Source organism: Fodinibius sp. GM21, from assembly GCF_058386955.1.
This window is the reverse complement of the sequence record NZ_JBYEIQ010000006.1, coordinates 21,120-36,288: the sequence shown is the minus strand read 5'-3', so window position 1 is coordinate 36,288 and position 15,169 is coordinate 21,120. Positions and strand designations below refer to the sequence as shown.

12 protein-coding genes are annotated in these 15,169 nt (G+C 36.9%); all 12 read left to right on the top strand.

Going from position 1 to position 15,169, the window contains the following annotated elements:
• Positions 1-8 precede the first annotated feature (8 nt).
• The 12 genes from ACT3IB_RS14020 to ACT3IB_RS13965 all read left to right on the top strand — a co-directional run bounded on the left by ACT3IB_RS14020 (position 9) and on the right by ACT3IB_RS13965 (position 15,157).
• Positions 9-1,139 carry a hypothetical protein gene (locus ACT3IB_RS14020; protein ID WP_491539654.1) on the top strand — a complete coding sequence of 377 codons (1,131 nt, stop codon included), beginning with the start codon at positions 9-11 and terminating at the stop codon, positions 1,137-1,139.
• Positions 1,132-2,283 (top strand): CapA family protein, encoded by a 1,152-nt coding sequence (locus ACT3IB_RS14015; RefSeq protein ID WP_491539653.1) that lies wholly within the window; start codon positions 1,132-1,134, stop codon positions 2,281-2,283. The genes ACT3IB_RS14020 and ACT3IB_RS14015 overlap by 8 nt, the downstream gene beginning before the upstream one ends.
• Positions 2,261-3,277 (top strand): ATP-grasp domain-containing protein, encoded by a 1,017-nt coding sequence (locus tag ACT3IB_RS14010; RefSeq protein WP_491539652.1) that lies wholly within the window; start codon positions 2,261-2,263, stop codon positions 3,275-3,277. The genes ACT3IB_RS14015 and ACT3IB_RS14010 overlap by 23 nt, the downstream gene beginning before the upstream one ends.
• A gap of 397 nt (positions 3,278-3,674) precedes the next feature.
• The gene (locus ACT3IB_RS14005; protein WP_491539651.1) at positions 3,675-6,200 is read left to right on the top strand and encodes a fibronectin type III domain-containing protein; all 2,526 of its coding nucleotides are present in this window, start codon (positions 3,675-3,677) and stop codon (positions 6,198-6,200) included.
• 191 nt (positions 6,201-6,391) lie between these two features.
• Entirely contained in the window at positions 6,392-7,738 is a 1,347-nt protein-coding gene (locus ACT3IB_RS14000; protein WP_491539650.1) for a hypothetical protein, read from the top strand.
• A gap of 270 nt (positions 7,739-8,008) precedes the next feature.
• Positions 8,009-9,115: a glycosyltransferase family 4 protein gene (locus ACT3IB_RS13995; RefSeq protein WP_491539649.1), complete on the top strand. Its 1,107-nt coding sequence runs from the start codon at positions 8,009-8,011 to the stop codon at positions 9,113-9,115.
• Between the two features lies 1 nt (position 9,116).
• Positions 9,117-9,866 carry a hypothetical protein gene (locus ACT3IB_RS13990; RefSeq protein WP_491539648.1) on the top strand — a complete coding sequence of 250 codons (750 nt, stop codon included), beginning with the start codon at positions 9,117-9,119 and terminating at the stop codon, positions 9,864-9,866.
• A gap of 18 nt (positions 9,867-9,884) precedes the next feature.
• Entirely contained in the window at positions 9,885-11,132 is a 1,248-nt protein-coding gene (locus tag ACT3IB_RS13985) for a glycosyltransferase family 4 protein (protein ID WP_491539647.1), read from the top strand.
• A complete protein-coding gene (locus ACT3IB_RS13980; RefSeq protein WP_491539646.1) occupies positions 11,098-12,294 on the top strand; it encodes a glycosyltransferase family 4 protein in 1,197 nt (398 codons plus the stop codon). Before ACT3IB_RS13985 ends, ACT3IB_RS13980 begins: the two co-directional genes overlap by 35 nt.
• Positions 12,287-13,102, top strand: coding sequence for a formyl transferase (locus ACT3IB_RS13975; protein WP_491539645.1), 816 nt, complete (start codon positions 12,287-12,289; stop codon positions 13,100-13,102). Before ACT3IB_RS13980 ends, ACT3IB_RS13975 begins: the two co-directional genes overlap by 8 nt.
• On the top strand, positions 13,095-14,303 hold the full coding sequence (locus ACT3IB_RS13970; RefSeq protein WP_491539644.1) for a carboxylate--amine ligase: 1,209 nt from the start codon (positions 13,095-13,097) through the stop codon (positions 14,301-14,303). The genes ACT3IB_RS13975 and ACT3IB_RS13970 overlap by 8 nt, the downstream gene beginning before the upstream one ends.
• Entirely contained in the window at positions 14,300-15,157 is an 858-nt protein-coding gene (locus ACT3IB_RS13965; RefSeq protein WP_491539643.1) for a polysaccharide deacetylase family protein, read from the top strand. Before ACT3IB_RS13970 ends, ACT3IB_RS13965 begins: the two co-directional genes overlap by 4 nt.
• The last annotated feature ends 12 nt before the right edge of the window (positions 15,158-15,169 follow it).

Sequence of the window (15,169 nt, the reverse complement as noted above, 5' to 3'; positions counted from 1 at the left end):
GACAAACTATGTTGCAAAGATTAAAAAAAATAGCATATCAAAACTTGGTCAACATTCCTGGCTGGAGAACCGATCGAAAGATTGTGGTTTTTGAGAGTGATGACTGGGGAAGTATTCGGATGTCATCTAAAGAAAATTTACAAAAGCTTACCATGATGGGTATTGAGATGGAAAAATGTCATTATATGCAAAATGATGCGCTAGCTTCTGAGGAGGACTTAAATCTACTTTTTAATTTGTTGTACTCTTATAAAGATTCAAATGGGAGTAACCCTACAATAACAGCAAATGTAATAATGGCAAATCCAGATTTCGAGAAGATTAGAGCGTCTAATTTTTCAAAGTACTGTTACGAACCATTTACCGATACACTAAAGCGATATCCTAATCATCAGAATAGTTTTGAGATTTGGCAAGAGGGAATAAAGGAAGGCGTTTTTTATCCTCAGTTTCACGGAAAAGAACATATTCAAGTTATTAGGTGGATGAATTTTTTGCAAAATCCAAAATCCTATACTCGAGAGGCATTTTATTTAGATGTATTTGGGATAAGTACAACAGTTGTTGCAGAAAAAAGGGGAAGTTTTTTGGCAGCCTATGACTGGGATGATGAAAAAAGTAGAAGTTATGTATTAAATGCAATAACTGAAGGGCTTGCACTCTTTGAATCTTTATTTGGATTTCAATCATTGACAACGGTAGCTCCCAATTATACTTGGCATCCTGACGTAGAAAAAGTTTTTAATAACAATAATATAAAATACATCCAGGGTTCTTCAGTACAAAAGTCACCAGACTATAGGCATAAAAAGGTTAAAAAAATTCGCCACTTCACAGGCCAAAGGAATAGTATGGGGCAAAGGTATTTAGTTCGAAACTGCAAGTTTGAACCAAGTTCATCACCAAATAATGATTGGGTCGATAGGTGTATGGAAGATATAAGAAATGCATTTATATGGAAGAAACCTGCAATAATTGCTACACATAGGGTCAACTATATTAGTAGTATTAATACGCTAAATCGAGATCGGAATCTGAAAAAGTTGGAAACTTTAATAGGTGAAATTATAAAGACTTGGCCTGAAGTAGAGTTTATGACATCAGATCAACTAGGAAAAGTAATCGATGAAAATGAATGACAAGATTAAAATAGTAATTACGGGAGATACCTATTTAGGTGGAGGTAGAGTAAAAGAACTGGCACTAAAAAACAACGTTGAACAATTATTTGGAAGTTTCATTGAAGTAATAAAGAGCGCAGATCTTGCAATAACTAATTTGGAAGCACCTTGTATAGATAAAGGTACTCCATATCCAAAGATAGGCCCTAATTTAAAAAGTCCGACTAAATCATTGAGGATACTAAAAAGTGCGGGATTTCATCTTCTTACTCTTGCAAATAATCACATTATGGACTTTGGGAAAAAGGGGTTGCAATATACACTTAAAGAATCAGCAAAAATTGGGATCAATTGTGTTGGGGCAGGAGTAACTACTAAAAAAGCTAAACAACCATTATCAATTGAAATGCACAGAATTAGCATAGCAATCATTAATATTGCTGAGAATGAATTTGGTACTACAGTAAGCGGTTCAGCTGGTGCAAATGCTTTAAACCCGGTTAAAAATTTTTATCAAATAAAAGAAGTTCGCAGCAATTTTGATCATGTCATTGTGATTATCCATGGTGGTCATGAAAATTATGAGCTTCCAAGTCCAAGAATGAAAGAAACGTATCGTTTTTTTGTTGATGCTGGAGCAACTGCAGTTGTAGGTCATCATACACACTGTTGCAGTGGATATGAAGTCTATAAAAATGCCCCTATATTTTATAGTGTGGGTAATTTTCTGTTTGATGACGGCTCTTTTGCAAAAAGAAAATGGAATGAAGGGTTTATTTGTCAACTAAAAATTAAAAAAGACAAGTTGGATTTTGATATCATCCCATATATACAAAATGCTGAAAAAGCAGGTCTGCGGAAATTGAGTAACGAAGAGCATCAAATGTTTAATCAGAATATCAAACGTTTAAATGACGTAATACACGATGATGAAAACTTGAAGGAGGGATTCAAAAACTTTTGTAAGTCATCTCAAAAATTGTACAGTTCATATATTGAGCCACATTCCAACAGATATTTACATGCGCTGAGAAATAGGAAATTATTTCCTTCGTTTTTATCTGATAGAAAAAAAAGACTTTTACTTAATTTAACCCGATGTGAGTCTCATAGGGATATCCTCCAAAATATACTTGAAAATGAAAATAGCTATACATCATAAAGAGAACGATTTTAGTTCTAAATGGGTCGAATATTGTCAGAAAAATAGTATTCCCTATGGCATTGTAGATTGTTACAATTCTGATATTATCGATCAGATGGAGAGTTTTGATGCTTTAATGTGGCATTTCAACCAATCAAATCCTAAAGATGTGTTATTTGCCAAGCAGCTTTTGTATTCACTGCAAATAGCGGGAAAATTAGTATTTCCTGATTTCCATACAGCCTGGCATTTTGACGATAAGGTAGGTCAAAAATATCTTTTAGAGTCAATAAAAGCTCCATTAGTTCCTTCCTATGTTTTTTATGACAAAGAAGTAGCTTTGAAATGGGTGGAGGAAACGGATTTTCCAAAGGTTTTTAAACTACGTCGAGGGGCAGGTTCTGCTCATGTAAAACTTATAAGAAATAAATCAGAGGCAAAAAAATTAGTATATAAAGCATTTGGCCGTGGATTTAGCCAGTATAATAAAATTACAAACTTAAAAGAGCGATGGTATAAATATCGAAAAGGGCATACTGGTTTCTGGAATGTTATAAAAGGGACAATCCGATTAGGGTATAGTACTGAGTTTGCAAAAATTGCTGGCAATGAAAGGGGATATATTTATTTTCAGGACTTTATACCCGCCAATGATTATGATATTCGTGTTATTGTAATTGATGGTAAAGCATTTGCGATTAAACGTATGGTTAGAGAGGGTGATTTTAGGGCCTCTGGAAGTGGCAATGCGCTATATGAAAAACAATATTTTGATGTCCAAACTATCAGCCTTTCACTTGCTCTTGCCAAAAAGCTCAAAAGTCAATGTCTGTCCATAGATTATGTCTATCAAAATGAAAAGCCATTAGTTGTGGAAATTAGTTATGGCTTTCCTCCTTCTGGTTTTATTGAAGATTGTACGGGCTATTGGGATTCTAACCTAGATTGGCATGAAGGTTCATTTAACCCCTATGGGTGGATGGTTGATAGCATTATTTCTAATTCCGAGTAGTAAGTATTTTAATATAAATCGTTTGCAGCTTACCGAGTCTATTTTTCTTATTGCTGGCGCAGCAATAAGTATTCCTACCTAAGGTATGCGAACAATTTGAACAAAAATCTTCTCTTTCAGGAGATTTTATTCTTTTCATTTCTCATAATTATGTTTCTCCTTGAGAGTTGGATTCTATAAACATATGTGTGCCAATATATTACAATAAAAAATTTTCCACATTAATTTTTAACTAAAAAGTGGAACAATCTGTGTAGGAGAAAGTACTATATACCTTGTAATAATTATCGGTAAGTTACTGTAATTATTACGCTTAAAAATACATCTATAAACGGTATGTAGCAGGAAAAATAATCCCACTTCCTGCTCTTCTAAACCCCAAAAGCACTCATCTACTATGAGATCTAGATTACTATACCTAATAACGGGTATCGTTATGCTCGTTATGCTCACCCAATGCGACACAGCCCCTACAGCGTCAGAAAACTCTGACTTCGAAGAACTACCTAAACCAGAGTTGGTTTCTCCAACTCAGAACACACAAAGTGATGGAAATGCAGTAGAGCTTTCTTGGGAACAAATCAAGGATGCCGACAAGTATAGGCTCCAAATATCTGAGAGTCCGGACTTTTTGTCATTTCATATTGATTCTACAGTAACCGGGACTAGCTATACGGCTTCTTCGCTTAAATTGGAAACAACCTATTACTGGAAGGTCAAAGCAGTAAAAACTGTTGGACAAAATGGCCGCGACAAGGTTGTTGGTCCATGGTCTGATGTTTGGCAGTTTACCACTGGTTCGGAAGAAGTAGAAGTTGTCGATTTGTTAAGTCCTGATGATGGTAAAACACTTTCAACGACTTCTCCCAGCTTTAAGTGGGGTACTGTTTCTACGACCGACAGTTATCACTACCAATTATCGAGAAGTTCTGATTTTTCAGACTTGGTGAAAGATTTAGTAATAGATTCTTCCCAAGCAACAATCTCAGGGCTTGAAAGTGGAAGTCAATACTACTGGAGAGTAGAGCCTGAAGCTGACGGAACTAGTGGCAATTGGTCCAATGTTAATGACTTTACAATTGATACAGATACAACAACTACAACATTATCTGTCCCAGTACAATTGTCTCCGGCTGATGGTGCCACGGGTGTTTCACTGCAACCCAGCTTTGAATGGGAGGCGGTGGACGGAGCTGATTCGTATGAAATCCATGTAAGTCACGACAGTCAGATGGTTATTGAGAAACAGGTCATCGGCACCACCTTTACTCCGTCGAATGATCTTATTTCTTCTGCAACGCACTACTGGAGAGTTCGTGCTGTTAGCGATGGAAATAGTGGAGACTGGTCTGCTATTGATGAGTTTATCACCACTTCCAGTTCTTCCGATGGCACATCTACTGTAACACTTACGTCCCCTGAAGATGGTTCTACAGGTCAGTCCACGACATTGACCCTTGATTGGGAGCCCCTCTCAGGAATCAGTAATTATCAAGTACAAATGGCTACGAGTAGTGATTTTTCTTCTCCTGTTCTTGATCAAATAGTTTCCAATACCTACTATGAAGTATCGGGATTAAGCAACGATCAGCAGTATTACTGGAGAGTACAAGCAGACGGTGATGGCAATACAAGTAATTGGTCAACGGTAAATAATTTCAGGACTAAAACATCGACAACTACCAATCCCTCAGGCAGCGTAGAAGTAGACCGTCAGGCGCTGATGGATTTGTATGCGGCGACCGACGGGGACAGCTGGGACAATAATGCGGGCTGGGGTGACGGTAATCCCTCCGGATCCTGGCATGGGGTGGAAGTAGATGCCAACGGCCGGGTGGTGCGACTGGACCTATGGAAAAACGGACTGCAAGGGCAGTTACCAGCCTCTATCGGTAATCTAACAAAGCTCACCTATCTAAATATCAAGCAGAATCAGTTGACAGGTACTATTCCTTCAGAAATAGGGAATATGTCGAGCATGGAATGGTTAATATTGTCCGGCAATTCATCTGTTAAAGAACCTCCACAAGATCTTAATTCTGCATATCATCCAGGTAAGGGAGATAGGGCAACGAACGACTTTAGTGGGGCGATTCCATCAACAATTGGAAACCTAACGAACCTGAAACGATTTGAACTTTCGGGGTCTTCCATAACCAGCATTCCAGATGAACTTTTTACCATTACAAGTTTAGAAGGAATATATTTGAATATGAATTACAATTTATCAGGGGCTACCCTTTCAAATGATATAGGGAATCTTACGAACATACAGCACTTGTATATGTGTTGTAATGAATTAGAGGGTGAGCTTCCTGCGTCGCTATCAAACCTTACCAAACTCACGTATATAAGTTTAGGTGAGATATCGAATTCATTGCCCAATAATAATTTTACGGGATCTTTGCCTGATTTTAGTGGAGCTACCAATCTTAGATCAATCATTCTTGATAAAAATGATTTAAGTGGTGATTGGCCGCACTATTGGAACAATGGGAGTTTTGACAAGCTGAATACCCTTCGCGCTTCATGGAATGAGTTTACAGGTACGATGCACGATTTTGACAACCTTCCATTGATGAGAAGTTTTGCTATAGCAGGTAACAATATGACGGGGGGAGTCGATTGGCTAACCACCATCGACCATGGGGTAATAATTATTGCGGCTGGATGGAACAACTTTAGTGGAGAATTGCCCCAAAATTGGGGTGATGAATATTGGGATCTGCGCCTTTTCCGGCTAAACGATACTAGTGTCAGTGGACATGTTCCTTGTGATTTTTGGAACAGCGTTGATGGCAGTGATGATCTGAAGTGGATCTATTTGCAGGATAACGAGCTTGATAGCAATGCCACCAGCTGCATGGAAGCAGTGGATAGTCCGGAACTACAAACTATTAATGTCGGGGGTAATAATTTCTGACTCTGTGTATAAATATTGATTTAGTTCTTGGGCCGGAATTGTCATCTGACAGTTCCGGCTTTTTTTCTGTAATTTTTCAAAAACTGGTATAGTTTTTGAGCTAATATTTAGCTAAACAACTATTACTATCTTCAATGGGCTTTAAAAGTATTTACTTGATAATTTTTTTCTGTAGCTTAGTTTTTAGTGGTTTGAGTCAAACCTCAGGCAGCGTAGAAGTAGACCGTCAGGCGCTGATGGATTTGTATGCGGCGACCGACGGGGACAGCTGGGACAATAATGCGGGCTGGGGTGACGGTAATCCCTCCGGATCCTGGCATGGGGTGGAAGTAGATGCCAACGGCCGGGTGGTGCGACTGGACCTATGGAAAAACGGACTGCAAGGGCAGTTACCAGCCTCTATCGGTAATCTAACAAAGCTCACCTATCTAAATATCAAGCAGAATCAGTTGACAGGTACTATTCCTTCAGAAATAGGGAATATGTCGAGCATGGAATGGTTAATATTGTCCGGCAATTCATCTGTTAAAGAACCTCCACAAGATCTTAATTCTGCATATCATCCAGGTAAGGGAGATAGGGCAACGAACGACTTTAGTGGGGCGATTCCATCAACAATTGGAAACCTAACGAACCTGAAACGATTTGAACTTTCGGGGTCTTCCATAACCAGCATTCCAGATGAACTTTTTACCATTACAAGTTTAGAAGGAATATATTTGAATATGAATTACAATTTATCAGGGGCTACCCTTTCAAATGATATAGGGAATCTTACGAACATACAGCACTTGTATATGTGTTGTAATGAATTAGAGGGTGAGCTTCCTGCGTCGCTATCAAACCTTACCAAACTCACGTATATAAGTTTAGGTGAGATATCGAATTCATTGCCCAATAATAATTTTACGGGATCTTTGCCTGATTTTAGTGGAGCTACCAATCTTAGATCAATCATTCTTGATAAAAATGATTTAAGTGGTGATTGGCCGCACTATTGGAACAATGGGAGTTTTGACAAGCTGAATACCCTTCGCGCTTCATGGAATGAGTTTACAGGTACGATGCACGATTTTGACAACCTTCCATTGATGAGAAGTTTTGCTATAGCAGGTAACAATATGACGGGGGGAGTCGATTGGCTAACCACCATCGACCATGGGGTAATAATTATTGCGGCTGGATGGAACAACTTTAGTGGAGAATTGCCCCAGTTGGGATGGCCAGACTTCTATCAGCTGCGGTTGATATCTCTTAACAATAACAGCCTCAGTGGATATATTTCGGGTAGTTTCTTGGAAGCCATTGATAATGATGATTTGAAATGGATCTATCTTCAGAATAATGACTTTTCCGATATTGATATTTATGCATTAGGAAATATCTCGAGCAAAAGTCTTAAGTTGATTGATATCGGTGGAAATCATTTGGTTAATAAGGAGCATATTGAAAAAGCTGTAAAACAACTGCCTGAAAATAAGGTTAAGTATGGAAATCAACGTCCGCTATCCAATAGTTTGCTAGACAATAATATGTAACTGATCAAGGAGTAAAGAATCTGCTAATAGTCTTTTTTTGAGTAATTTTTTCCCTCCATTCTTATCTATATTGCAGTCTTTTATTTTTAAACATTCGCTCTCTCTATTAGGATGTAGGAGAATATTACTTAATGGAACCAATAAATAGAGGTATTAGGTAAAGTCTCGGGAATAAATGTAGACTGGCATAGATATTGTTTAATAATATTCTAAAGATTGCAATAGAGCATTACTTGTTGAAACAATTGAAAAGGTAAAATTTGATAATTAATGATTAAGATTGGCCTTGTTATACCGTCACTGCAAACAGGTGGAATGGAGAGAGCGATGTCTGAGTTAGCTAGGTTTTTTAGTAAAAAAAGGGGAGTAGAAGTACATCTCATATTATATGGAAAGAGCAGAGATATCTTTTATTCTCTACCTGAGAACATCAAAATATACACACCTCCATTCAACTTTACGGATTATTCAAGAATTAGAAGCACATTAAAGACGCTAATATTTTTGAGAAAAACGATAAAAAAAATTAGCCCGAAAGCTATTTTGAGTTTTGGTGAATACTGGAATAATTTTGTGTTACTTGCTCTCTTTGGGATTAAGATTCCAGTAATTGTTTCCGATCGTTGTCAACCAGATAAATCACTTGGGTTAGTACAGGACTTTTTACGAAATCATTTATATCCAAGTGCTGCTGGTATTGTCGCTCAAACTTCTACCGCAAAAAAAATATATCAAAAGCAATGTTTAAATGACAATATCAGAGTAATTGGAAATCCAATTTATCAGATTTCAAAAAATGGGGAACCTTTAGGAAAAGAAAATATAATTTTGTCCGTCGGACGACTCATTGAAACAAAGAACCATGACCGGTTAATTAAAATATTTTCAAAAATATCTCCACCTGGGTGGAAATTGGTAATCATTGGTGGGGATGCTTTAAAACAGTCTGGAATTGAAAGATTAAAAAAGCTCATCAAAGATTTAGGAGTAGAGGAGCGTGTAGAATTGACGGGAACTGTATCTAATATTGATCCCTACTATTTAAGAAGTAAAATATTTGCTTTTACATCTAGTTCAGAAGGATTTCCAAATGTAATAGCTGAAGCAATGTCAGCCGGTTTACCAGTAGTAGCCTATGATTGTGTAGCTGGACCTTCAGATCTTATTGATGATGGAGAAACTGGTTTTTTGATACCTCTTTTTGAAGACACAAAATTTGCGCAAAAGTTAAAATTATTAATTGAGAAATCTGACTTAAGGTTGAAGATGGGGGGAAAAGGCATGGAAAAAATTTCTGCTTATGATACACAAAAGATAGCAGAAGAATTTTATTCATTTATATCTTCTGTCCAGTTGAATGGATATAAGCAAAATTAAGATGAATACACACTATAAATGTAAGCTTTGGCTTAGACATTTAATCTCAAGTAAAATTTTATGGTATAAAATGTGGTTTTATACCATAAGAAAATTTAGGGGTGATCAAGTTAGGTTACCAGCAGCGGGTGACGACTTTTATTTCGATGGATACCCCAGATCAGGAAACACTTTTTTGTCAGAATTATTGAGGAATGTATATCCTAACAGAGAATTTGCTAGTCATTTGCATTCTATTTCGGGATTAAAAATTGCTTTACAATTGGGGCTCCCAATCTTTGTCGTAGTTCGAAATCCTAAAGATGCTGTAGTATCAAATCTTTATAGAAAAGCTGTGGGAAAAAATAAGCCATTTAATCCTGACCTGCTAGAAATGTTGATCATTAATTATTTCCAGTATTATTCGTTTGTAAAGGAGCATATTACGGATATAAATATCCTAAGCTTTGATTCATGTATCCATAATCAACTGTTGTTGATTAAAGAGATACCTAAAAGAATAGGATTTCATTCTAAATCAGATGCATCTTTACAAGAAAGTCTGTCTAATTATGAAACGATGATGAAAAATAAAGAAAGTCAAAAAAAGTCCCACGCTTCGAGTTTACCAAACAGTGATAGGATCGCGTTTAAAAAAGAGTATTTAAATAAAGTAATAATGTCATCCTCGTATAATCTTGCAGAAAATATTTATAAGAAGCTTTGTGATTATGACATGCTTGAAAAGATAAATGTAAAAAATGATTGTTAAATATTATTGTACTAAGAAATGAAAGTCCTGCAAATAAATACAACTGTAAATACGACGAGTACCGGCCGGATCACTGAAGAAATTGGACAAATTTTGCAAGAAGATGGTCATGATAGCTTTATCGCTTACAAAAAAGCAGGACCTAAAGGGAGTACGTCTAGGTTGATCGGAATCGGTCATAAGCTCGATAATTACTGGCATGTACTGCAAACTCGAATGCTGGATCGTCATGGATTTGGATCAAGAACGGCAACAAATAATTTAATCAAAAAAATTGAAAAGATTGCCCCTGATGTAATCGGATTACATAATATTCATGGTTATTATCTGAACATTGAAGTCCTTTTTAGTTATTTAAAGATTGTCCAAAAACCTGTCATCTGGACTTTGCATGACTGCTGGCCGTTTACGGGTCACTGTAGTTTTTTTGATTATGTAGACTGTAAAAAATGGAAAACAGGATGTCATACATGTCCACTCTCTAACAAATATCCCGCTAGTTGGTTTATCGATAATTCAAGCCAGAACTATCAACAGAAAAAGGAGCTTTTCAATGGTTTGGAGAATTTAACGATTGTAACTCCGAGTCGATGGTTGGCAGATCTTGTTTCTCATTCTTTTTTATCGTCCTATCCTGTAAAAGTAATACCCAATGGGATTGACTTGGAACAATTTAAACCGGTAGATAGGCAGCAAATTATAAATACGTATAATCTTGATGGAAAAAAGGTCTTATTAGGCGTTGCAAGTGTTTGGGATCGCAGGAAGGGGTTAAAGTATTTTCTAAAGTTAAATGAGCAGTTGGATGATAGCTTTAGAATAATTTTAATAGGCTTACCTAAGGAAAATATTCAAGATCTCCCGGAAAAAATTATTGGGATTGAGAGGACTGAAGACATCAATGAGTTGGTAGCTTTTTACAGTGCTGCAGATCTGTTTGTGAACCCAACACTGGTTGATAATTTTCCTACAACTAACCTAGAAGCACTTGCCTGTGGAACGCCGGTTATAACATTCAACACCGGTGGGAGTCCAGAGGCTATTGACGAAAAAACTGGATATGTTGTTGAAAAGGGTAATTCTGAAGAACTGCTTAATGCGGTTCAGTGGTTTTTTGAAGGTCAATTGCCTATTAATATAGAACACTGTCGGGAAAGGTGTACACGGCTATTTAACAAAGAAGACCGGTACAAAGATTATGTAAACTTATATGAGCGTAAGAAAGAGGAGCATGAATATTCTATTCGTAACAATATCTTGGCCTGAAAATGGTAAAAGAAATCTTTATACGGATTTAATCCAGAAGTTTTCGCAAGAGGGACATCAGTTGTGTGTGGTTTCCAACCAACCCCGGAGAAATGGGAAATCCACTTCATATAAAACAGAAGATGGAATACATGTATTACGGGTAAAAACCGGTAATATCACGAAAACCAACCCACTGGAGAAAAGCCTGTCATTACTTTTATTGGGTTGTCAATTTAGAAAGGGTATCAAGAAATATTTAGGTGAAAAGTCTTTTGACTTAATTCTATTTAACACACCACCGATTACTCTTTCAAATTTGATGAAGTATTTAAAGCAAGAATGTAACTGTCCGCTTTATGTACTATTAAAAGATATTTGGCCTTATGGTTTCGCAGATATGGGGCTCATTAAAAGAAACGGATGGGTATATAATTACTTTAGAAAACATGAAAAAAAGCTATATGAGCTCGCGGATTACATCGGTTGCATGTCACCAAAAGGAGTTGAATTTGTATTGGATAAGCACCCCTATTTAGAGCCTGGGAAACTAGAGGTATGTCCCAATTCTATTTCTGTAAATGGTAATATTGTTGAAAAGAACAGTTCCATCAGGAAAAAGTACGGTATACCTAAAGATGCAACTGTATTTCTTTTTAGTGGGAATCTCGGGTTGGGGCATGGGCTTGATTACCTCAGTGAAGCTATCCTGAAGATGAGGGACTATAAAAAAGCCTTTTTTATGATTGGTGGGGCAGGGACTTATTATTCAAAACTCAGAGAAGTATTTGACAAAGAAGATCCTCAAAATGCATTGTTGTATAGCTACTTGCCAGACAAGGAGTATGAAGCATTAATTGCTACTTGTGATGTAGGGCTCATTTTGTTGGATCAGAAATATACCTACCCGCAGTTTCCCTCACGCCTTTTGTCATATCTTGAAAATAAAATGGCTGTATTATGTGCTGTCAATCAAGAGACAGATATAGGTGAAATAGTAGAGGAATATGAAGCTGGAATAACTACAATACACGGAGATTATGAAAGCTTTAGAAATGCTGTACAAAGGTTATGCGAAGATAAACAGACAGTAAAAAATATGGGAGAGCAAGCCTGGCAGCTATTGAAAGACAAATATGAGGTTACTCATTCATATCAAACGATTGTAAACCATTTTGAATAAAAATAATCACCATAACACTTTTGATGTTGTTTTAATTGGGATGACGGATAGGCCCCAATCGATCAATGCCGTATTGGGTATACTTGAAAAAAGTAACCATAATCTTCGTGGAGTCATTCTGGAGAAAAGGTTCGCCAGGCGTGCCAGTTCAATAAAATTTTATAAAGATCTCTTTGCGAAATTTAGTTTCTCTTTTCTTAAATCGAGGTTGATTGAGCTTGTTAAAATAAAATTGAAGAAACTAAACAAAAAGGTAAGCTTCGAAAAACAGTTACAGTCCCGAGGAATTGCATGTAATGAAGTGAACAACATTAATGGGCAAGATGTAGAATTGCTTTTAGAAAAGGCGAAACCAGATGTAATTGTATTGGCAGGGGCACCTATTATCAAGCCAAATATTTTAAACAATGCTAACTATGTCATAAATGTACATCGGTCTTTATTGCCCAAATATGCTGGATTAGATGCAATATTCTGGGCGTTATATCATGGAGAGGATAAAATTGGAGCAACAGTCCATACGGTAAGTGAAAAGATTGATGCTGGCAAAATAATCCTGCAGAAAGAAAAAAAAGTGCTTCCCGATGATGACTTGGATTCACTTACAACATGGTATAACAATATAGTTCCAGATATGTTGGTGGAAGCTTTGAGTTTACTTGCTGATCCGAAATTTGTCCCAAGAGAACAAGATTTTAGCAAAAGGTCATATTTTTCATGGCCAACCAAGAAACAGCGAAAGGAATTGCAAAAGAGATTAAGCAAGAGTATGGATAAACCAAACAATTTGGACTTCTCCAATGTCTAAAAAGATTCTCATACTGGATGGGAACTCGAGTCAATGTCTTCCGTTGATGCGTTCTTTTTATCAAGCAGGCCATTGGGTAACATTAGTTTGTCCAGGTAAACTTTGTTCTGGTTATTTCTCCAGATATGCCAACAAAAGGATTGTTTGGTCAACAGTTACAGGGAAAGAAGAACAGTTTTATCAGCAACTATTAGAACATCTTAAAAAAGAAAAATATGATTTGGTCTTGGGATTAAGTGATGCTAGTTCCAATTTAATAGCCAGCCACAAATCAGAGATCGAGGAATATGTGCAAACGACTGTCCCGGAGTATCCAATATATTCAATAGCCGCTGATAAATATTTAACAATGAAACTTTGTATGGAGCAAAACATCCCATGTCCGGTTTCTTGTGCTGTTGATGAATTTGAAAACAATGATTACAAAATAAATTTCAAATTTCCTGTTGTTGTGAAACCTAGAAAAGGAGTAGGGGCAGTTGGTTTTACGATCTTGGAAGATCAGGAGGGCTTGTCTGAGCAACTTCCTGAATTGAAAGAAAAATTTGGAAATTTACTAATTCAGGAGTACATCCCTAATAAAAAACAATTTACGGTCGAAGCATTCTGTGATAATAATAGTGAACTTAAAGGCTGTGTTGTCTCAGAAAAAACTCGATTCTTCCCGGTGAGTGGTGGAACCAGCAGTTGCAATGTTACGGTTGACCGTCCTGAGGTGGTTTTAATCGTTGAAAAATTACTTAAAGCCCTAAAATGGGTGGGTGTAGCTAACATTGATTTTGTATTTGATCCCAGAGATGATACCCCAAAGGTGATTGAAATAAATCCCCGGATTGGTGCAACAGCAAAAATAGCATTTATGGCAGGTATCGACTTAGCCCAAATGTTATTGAGTTTAGCAGAAGGAAAAAGAATGCCTAAATATTCCAATCATGAAAAGGGCATAGTCATGAGAAATCTACTTCTCGACATATTGTGGTTTCTGTTTTCTTCGTGGGAACGAAAGCGCAATACTTATCCTGGCTTTTTACAATTTTTAGGTAGAAAGGTGCATTACCAATCTTTTCGGATGGATGATCCTGCCCCTCTGCTTGGATTTGTACTAGGATACATTATGAAATATGCAGATTTGAATTTACTGAACAAGAAACTTGGGGCTGGAACTAAACCAAAATTAAAAAGTAAAGTTAAAACGTCTTGAAACCTGGAAAGGCAGCATTTACGGTTGATGTCGAAGATGGCATCAGTATTGCCATGCGAGATATTTTTTCCGTTGAATCAAAACAAACCAATAGGGTTGTTAATTTAACGGAAAAAATTCTTGATCTGTTGGCTCGACATGAAACAGAAGGTACTTTTTTTGTTTTGGGGCAGGTTGCAGAAGAGTTTCCACAGCTTGTAAAAAAAATCGCCGAAGCAGGACACGAATTAGGTGTTCACGGTTATAAGCACTATCAATTTTTTAGGATGAAAAAGGAGCAGGCTTTTGAAGAACTAAGCAGTGCCAAAAAACTAATCGAGGATCTTACAGGCCATGAAGTTTTTGGCCATAGGGCACCTGCATTCTCAATTACACCTAAAACCGAGTGGGGACTAGACGTTATTGCTGAAGCAGGATTTAAGTATGATAGTAGTGTCATGCCTGCTAGTGGTATTCGCTATGGTTGGCCAGGTTTTTCAAAAGATATCCATGAACTAAAAACTCCTTCTGGCCAAAACCTCATAGAAGTGCCCTTATCTACTGTAAAACTATTTTGGAAAGATATACCGGTTTGTGGAGGCGGATATTTGAGGCTTTTTCCTTACGCTTTAACTGAGGCAGCTTTTAAAAAAATCCAAAAGGAACGACCTGTAATCCTGTACATGCATCCCTATGAGCTGGATACTCAAGATTATCCAGACTACTACTTTGAACAACTTGACAAAGTAGATCTACTTACAAGATATAAGATGAAATCAATGTGGTTTAACCGAAAATCAGTATATCCCAAGCTGGCACGACTATTGCAAAACTATACATTTGACAAAGTTATAAACTTAGTAAACAGGCAATAGGGAGTCGGGAAT

What these genes read in the sequence shown, in the direction of transcription:
- ACT3IB_RS14020 (WP_491539654.1), top strand. Translation starts at nt 9, where the DNA reads ATGTTGCAAAGATTAAAAAAAATAGCATATCAAAACTTGGTCAACATT.
- ACT3IB_RS14015 (WP_491539653.1), top strand. Translation starts at nt 1,132, where the DNA reads ATGAATGACAAGATTAAAATAGTAATTACGGGAGATACCTATTTAGGT.
- ACT3IB_RS14010 (WP_491539652.1), top strand. Translation starts at nt 2,261, where the DNA reads ATGAAAATAGCTATACATCATAAAGAGAACGATTTTAGTTCTAAATGG.
- ACT3IB_RS14005 (WP_491539651.1), top strand. Translation starts at nt 3,675, where the DNA reads ATGAGATCTAGATTACTATACCTAATAACGGGTATCGTTATGCTCGTT.
- ACT3IB_RS13995 (WP_491539649.1), top strand. Translation starts at nt 8,009, where the DNA reads ATGATTAAGATTGGCCTTGTTATACCGTCACTGCAAACAGGTGGAATG.
- ACT3IB_RS13990 (WP_491539648.1), top strand. Translation starts at nt 9,117, where the DNA reads ATGAATACACACTATAAATGTAAGCTTTGGCTTAGACATTTAATCTCA.
- ACT3IB_RS13985 (WP_491539647.1), top strand. Translation starts at nt 9,885, where the DNA reads ATGAAAGTCCTGCAAATAAATACAACTGTAAATACGACGAGTACCGGC.
- ACT3IB_RS13980 (WP_491539646.1), top strand. Translation starts at nt 11,098, where the DNA reads ATGAATATTCTATTCGTAACAATATCTTGGCCTGAAAATGGTAAAAGA.
- ACT3IB_RS13970 (WP_491539644.1), top strand. Translation starts at nt 13,095, where the DNA reads ATGTCTAAAAAGATTCTCATACTGGATGGGAACTCGAGTCAATGTCTT.